Annotated in this window: 2 protein-coding genes and 1 tRNA gene; all 3 read left to right on the forward strand. The window is 44.3% G+C overall.

Translation table 11 applies throughout. The features are described from left to right. The first annotated feature begins 502 nt into the window (after positions 1–502). Positions 503–669, forward strand: a tRNA-Tyr gene (locus NWE91_01370). Between the two features lie 148 nt (positions 670–817). Continuing rightward, positions 818–2,302 carry a right-handed parallel beta-helix repeat-containing protein gene (locus NWE91_01375; GenBank protein ID MCW3985052.1) on the forward strand — a complete coding sequence of 495 codons (1,485 nt, stop codon included), beginning with the start codon at positions 818–820 and terminating at the stop codon, positions 2,300–2,302. Between the two features lie 415 nt (positions 2,303–2,717). Then, positions 2,718–6,296: PKD domain-containing protein (locus tag NWE91_01380; GenBank protein MCW3985053.1), on the forward strand; the 3,579-nt coding region annotated here is incomplete at its 3' end.

The raw sequence follows: 6,296 nt of genomic DNA on the forward strand, positions 1-6,296 counted from the left end.
TTAAACATCCCACGTTGAATGTTAATTCTCTGAGAGACTTCGCTTGATGCTTGCTTATGAAAGTGTGACATATGTAACCGTATATTTTATAGTTTCTGTGTTTGTTCCGCATTTATCTTCTTAACAATCTTGAGGAAAACTCTCGTAGATGCCTTCGAATTAGAGAAAAAACGCGATGGGCAGTAGCTTCCAAAGGAAAACTTAGTGAACCATTGAGATATTTGTTTTGCTTTTGAAATTTTAATTTTCTCAAGGATTTTGCATATCAGAAAACATTCACAACATCCATAGGTACAACAGTGAAATTTATAACATTGCAAAAATTCATGGCAGACAATCTCGAAATTTTACAAAACTCAACCACGTTTTTTGTGTTAGGAGGCACAGTTCATATTTAGGCCTAAAAAATCTAGGTGAGATTACACATTACACCCGGAGAATTTCTGCCTTGTTTCGAAACGAAACGCATAAATCACGTGAATTGGTTTTTATCCAACTAGGTCGGGCGATAGCTCAGCTTGGTAGAGCTTCCGAGTTTGCCAGCGTGCCTGGCAGACGGAGACGCTGTAGAGGCCTGCCCGTAAGGTAGGCATCACCCAGCCTGCCGAGCATACAGCCAATTAGGCAGAAACCGGATTGTCGCAGGTTCAAATCCTGCTCGCCCGACCAGAAACCACTCTGTCAGCAAAGGACTGAACCCAACTTAGTATTCCGCTAATTGTTATATTTTCGCATAAGAATAGACTATTAAAACCCAATGTCCTGTTGTATAAATGGAAAACCGAACATGAAAATACAGAGGAGAACGTGTGCTCGAATGAAACCGTTCTCGATGTCAAAGAAAACCGTCTACACAGTAATAATCACACTGTTTCTATTGATCATATTATCGCTGAAAGTTGAGAATCAATCAGTTAAAGCAGAACCTGATAATATAACCGTTCCAGACGATTACGCGAAGATACAATGGGCTATAGGAAATGCTACTGCGGGAGACACCATTTTTGTACGTAACGAAACATACTATGAACATCTAAATGTAAACAAGCCTCTAACTCTTGTTGGAGAAAGTAAAGAGAGCACCATCGTCGACGGAAGTGGAACAGGAACCGTTATCAAGGTAACTGCCAGGAACGTGGTCATTAGCGGGTTTACTGTACAAAACGGCGGATCTCAGCCAGGGCCTTCATATGCGGGTATTTGGATTTCAAGACCCACAAACCTTACTGGTAACCACATAACAAAAAATTCTATCGGCATCTATGTAAATTCCTTTAAATGTAACATTGCAGAAAACAGCTTGACAAATAATGGACATGGCATATCCCTACATTCTTCCTCTGAAGTAACGGTTGAAGCGAATCACTTCACTGCAAACACGTTCGGCATCTCTTTAGTTGCTTCTTCCTCTAATAACGTGATTGTGGATAATAATGTCACAAAAAGCTATTCTGGCGGTCACGGAATTTTCGTGTCAGACTCCTTTGATAACGCGATTTCCAAGAACTACCTTATAGGCAATTTCCATGGTATGTGGCTGTCAAGCTCATCTAACAACTCGGTTTTAGAGAACACAATAGCTAACAACAAACTGCTTGGCATTGAACTCGCCAATTCTCCAGACAACACCTTTTATCACAATAACTTCATCAACAATGGGCTTCCTCCTCACGCGCCCAGCATAAAGCATGTAACCATTGATAGCAAATCAGAAAGCATTTGGGATGATGGCTATCCTTCTGGAGGCAACTACTGGCACGACTACACCAATGTCGATGAGGAGAGTGGTCCAAATCAAGACCAAGCCGGCGGAGACGAAATATGGGACGACTCATACGTCATAAACGAGAACAATCGAGACAGATACCCATCTGTAAGGCCTTATGGTGATATTTCTCACGTAATATCTGATGAAGAAGGGTTGAGTGCACAAGCTGGTCCAGATAGAAGTGGGAAGGTAGGAACAACTGTTTCTTTTGATGCAAGGGACTCCACCGGCAATATTGTAGCCTATGAGTGGGATTTCGGAGATGGAACGACTGGAACAGGTGTCACACTTAACCATACATACCATGAAACTGGAACATACACAGTAACTCTAACTATAAGGGATGCGGCGGGAAACATCGACAAAGATCAACTAACTATCACAGTTATCACAGACAACACATCGCCACTATTTGACTCCTCCTCTCTATGGATCAGCGCATTAGCTGGAGTGATCGTGATAGTTATGGTAGCAGCGCTATTTTGGAAACGTAAGGCGAGAAACAAGAGGAGGCGGCCTCGCAAGCATTATTAGTTGTCAAAATATTGCCTCTCTTACATCACAGACACTCTAGAAAGTAAGCCCAAGGAGCCAAGCAGACTCAATTCTTACTTGGGTGAGACAGCTTGTAGGAAGACATGACATTCCGAAACCGTAATATTGGTGTTGCTGAAGCACTCCTTAAACGATCTCTAACATTTGTTTCTAAAGGTTGACATGGTTATCTCAGTCAACATTGACGTGTATATAGAAGATAAATCCATAACCTTTTTTACTCTGTGTACGAAGAGTTTCTTAGTCCTGAAAGGAGAAAGGAGTTCCGTCTGAATGAAAAGATTAGTGGTGGTTCTCGAAGAGCGATTCACCTGTCCATTTTTGCTGTTTTGTGTGTACCCCCACTGTTTTCGTCAAAACCTCTTTTTGGTAGTAAGAAAGGAGGAGGAACACTTTGCATAAAAGAAAACTCTCTCCACCCCGCCTACGCGTATTCTCTTTCGTAGTGTTGTTTCTTTTGGTTGGCGTATTGTTCCTCGGATTGGTGTATGCAGGTCCAGCTCCTAGTGTGATCAGTCAGCCTTCAAACTATATTGATGTTAATGGGGAGTGGATAAATGAGCCAAACGCTTGGGACTGGAACAATTCAACCTATGCCGATGAAACCCAGCTGAGAGTTATTAATAATATATATTGGTCAGGTTTTAACGCTACGGATTTAGGGCCAATCAACAGGGTTGATCTCAGGATTGTGATTACTCTCGCAGGACTTACGAACGATTATGTAACACTGAAATATTATGTAGGTGGAGTTGAAGGAGATCCGTGGACCTCGATTACATCTTCAGTTACTCAACAATGTTTTAGTTTAGACAATGCCACGGAACCGAACGACGGATCCTGGTCTTGGGCCGACATAGGCAGTTTAGAAATCCGTCAGATAGGAACACAAACCAAAGGACCGGATCCCCTAACTGCGTATAGAACTCATGAAGTTTGGGCAGTTATATATTATGGCCAGCCACCAGTGGCCTCCTTTACCTACACACCAGAATATCCGTACACTGGCGAAACCGTAACCTTCAATGCCTCAGCCAGCTACGACCCAGACGGCTACATAGTTAGCTACGAGTGGGACTTTGGAGACGGAACCAATGGCACTGGCGAGATCGCAACCCACATCTATGCTAACGACGGAACCTACACAGTTACACTCAACGTAACCGATAACCACGGACTATATGACATCACTTCTAAGGGCGTCACAGTGCTTAATAGACCGCCAATAGCCTCCTTCACCGAATCCGCAGAAACCGTGCTAACGGCGGAGCCTATTTACTTTGATGCTTCAGCAAGTTATGATCCCGATGGCACAATTGCCAGTTATTTCTGGGATTTTGGAGATGGAAGCAATGCCACTGGCGTAATCGTGGAACATGCGTACGCCGACGATGGAACTTATACGGTAACATTGACTGTTACCGACGACGATGAAGCAACAGACACAACCATGTCGACTAAGACTGTTTTGAACAGATATCCAATTGCATCCTTTACAGAGTCCGCTGAAACTGTTTACACCGGCGAAACTATTACATTTAACGCATCTGACAGCTATGACCCAGACGGTACTATTACAAGTTACTTTTGGGATTTCGGCGACGGAACTAACGCAACAGGTGTCACCGTAGAGCACACGTATGCTACCAACGGAACCTTTATCGTTACTCTAACTGTAACGGATGATGATGGAGCATCGGATTCGGCATCCTCCATCAAAACAATCCTTATGAATGAAACTCCAGTTGCATTATTCACCGAATCTGCAGAAACTGTCTATACTGGTGACGCTATCACATTCAACGCTAGCGACAGCTACGACCCTGACGGTACTATTGTCAGCTACGAGTGGAATTTCGGCGACGGAGCCAACGCCACTGGTGTTATTGTGGAACACACGTATATGGATGATGGCGTTTATACTGTTACCCTAACGGTTACAGATGACAAAGATGCAACCGACACCACAACCTCAACTAAAACGGTTTTAAACAGCCCCCCAGTTGCATCCTTCACCGAATCAGCGGAAACTGTCTATACAAACGACGCCATAGCTTTCAACGCTTCAGAAAGTTATGATTCAGACGGCAATATTGTTAGTTACTTTTGGGATTTCGGCGACGGAACAAACACAACTGGAGCAATTGTTGAACACTCATATGTTGATGATGGAAACTACACGGTCACCCTAACAGTAACAGACGACGACGGAGCAACAGATTCTACATCTGCCACTAAGACTGTTTTGAACCGAGCACCGGTTGCATCATTTACCGAGTCTGCCGAAACAGTGTATACTGGTGAAGCTATCACTTTTAACGCAAGTGACAGTTACGATCCTGACGGGGTTATTGTTAGTTACTTCTGGGACTTCAGTGACGGAACCAATGCAACAGGGGCTATTGTAGAACATACTTATGCTGACGATGGCAACTACACCGTCACTTTAACGGTAACTGATGATGACGGGGCTACTGCTTCAACCTCAGCAACCAAGACTGTTCTGAATAGTCCTCCCGTTGCCTTCTTCACCGAGTCTGCTGAAACAGCTTATACCAGCGAGACAATTACTTTCAACGCGTCGGGTAGTTATGATTCCGATGGCACTATTGTTAGTTACTTCTGGGACTTTGGCGATGGAATGAACGCGACAGGCGTGGTAGTAGAGTACGCATATGCCCAAGATGGTAACTACACAGTAACCCTTACTGTAACAGATAATGATGGCGCAACTAACACTGCTACCTCGACAAAAACCGTACTGAATCGACCTCCTGTTGCCATTTTCACCGAGTCAGCTGAAACCGTGCTTACTGGTGAGACTATCTACTTTAATGCTTCTCAAAGCTACGACTTAGATGGGTGGATTGTTAGTTACTTCTGGGATTTCGGCGACGGAACAAATGCTACCGGTGTTGTTGTAGAGCACACGTACTCTGATAATGGAGTGTATACGGTAACCTTGACGGTCACCGATGATGATAACGACACCGCCACGACCACAGCCACCAAGACTGTGTTGAACCGCCCTCCTGTGGCAAGCTTCACCGAGTCTGCAGAAACTATGTACACTGGTGAGATTATCTATTTCAGTGCCTCTGGCAGTTATGACGCGGATGGTACCATAGTGAGTTATTTCTGGGACTTTGGAGATGGAAGTAACGCAACTGGCGTCACTACACAACATGCCTATGCCGATGATGGTAACTATACTATTACTTTAACTGTGACAGACGACGATGGAGTATCTTCATCAACATCTGCCACTAAGACTGTTTTGAATAGTCCTCCCGTTGCCTTCTTCACCGAGTCTGCTGAAACAGCTTATACCAGCGAGACAATTACTTTCAACGCGTCGGGTAGTTATGATTCCGATGGCACTATTGTTAGCTTTTTCTGGGACTTTGGCGATGGCGCAAATGCTACCGGTATCATTGTGAACCATGCATATGTTGATGATGGAGTCTATACTGTCATTCTAACCGTAACAGATAATGATGGCGCATCAGCATCAGCATCCGCCAGCAAAACTGTCCTAAATAGGCCACCAGTTGCCATATTCACCGAGTCCGCGACGACAGTGCTTACAGATGAGGTCATCACATTCAACGCCTCAGCCAGTTACGACCCCGATGGTACCATAGTGAGTTATTTCTGGGACTTTGGAGATGGAGTCAATGGCTCGGGAGTCATTGCAAATCACTCCTATGCAAATGATGGCACATACACGGTCACTTTAACAGTGACGGACAACGATGGCGCAACTGCATCAACCAACGCTACTAAGACGGTTTTGAACAGACCTCCGGTAGCCGTATTCACCGAGTCTGCAACAACAGTGCTTACAGGTGAAGTAATAACATTTAATGCGTCCAGCAGCTATGATCCTGATGGAGCCATTGTTAGCTACTTTTGGAACTTTGGCGACGGCACAAACACTACTAATGTCATTGTGTCTCATGCATACACAGAT

Source organism: Candidatus Bathyarchaeota archaeon, from assembly GCA_026014805.1.
GTDB lineage: Archaea > Thermoproteota > Bathyarchaeia > Bathyarchaeales > SOJC01 > JAGLZW01.

Bases quoted from the DNA above. Each gene is read 5' to 3' on its own strand.
- NWE91_01375 (MCW3985052.1), top strand. From the start codon at position 818: ATGAAACCGTTCTCGATGTCAAAGAAAACCGTCTACACAGTAATAATC.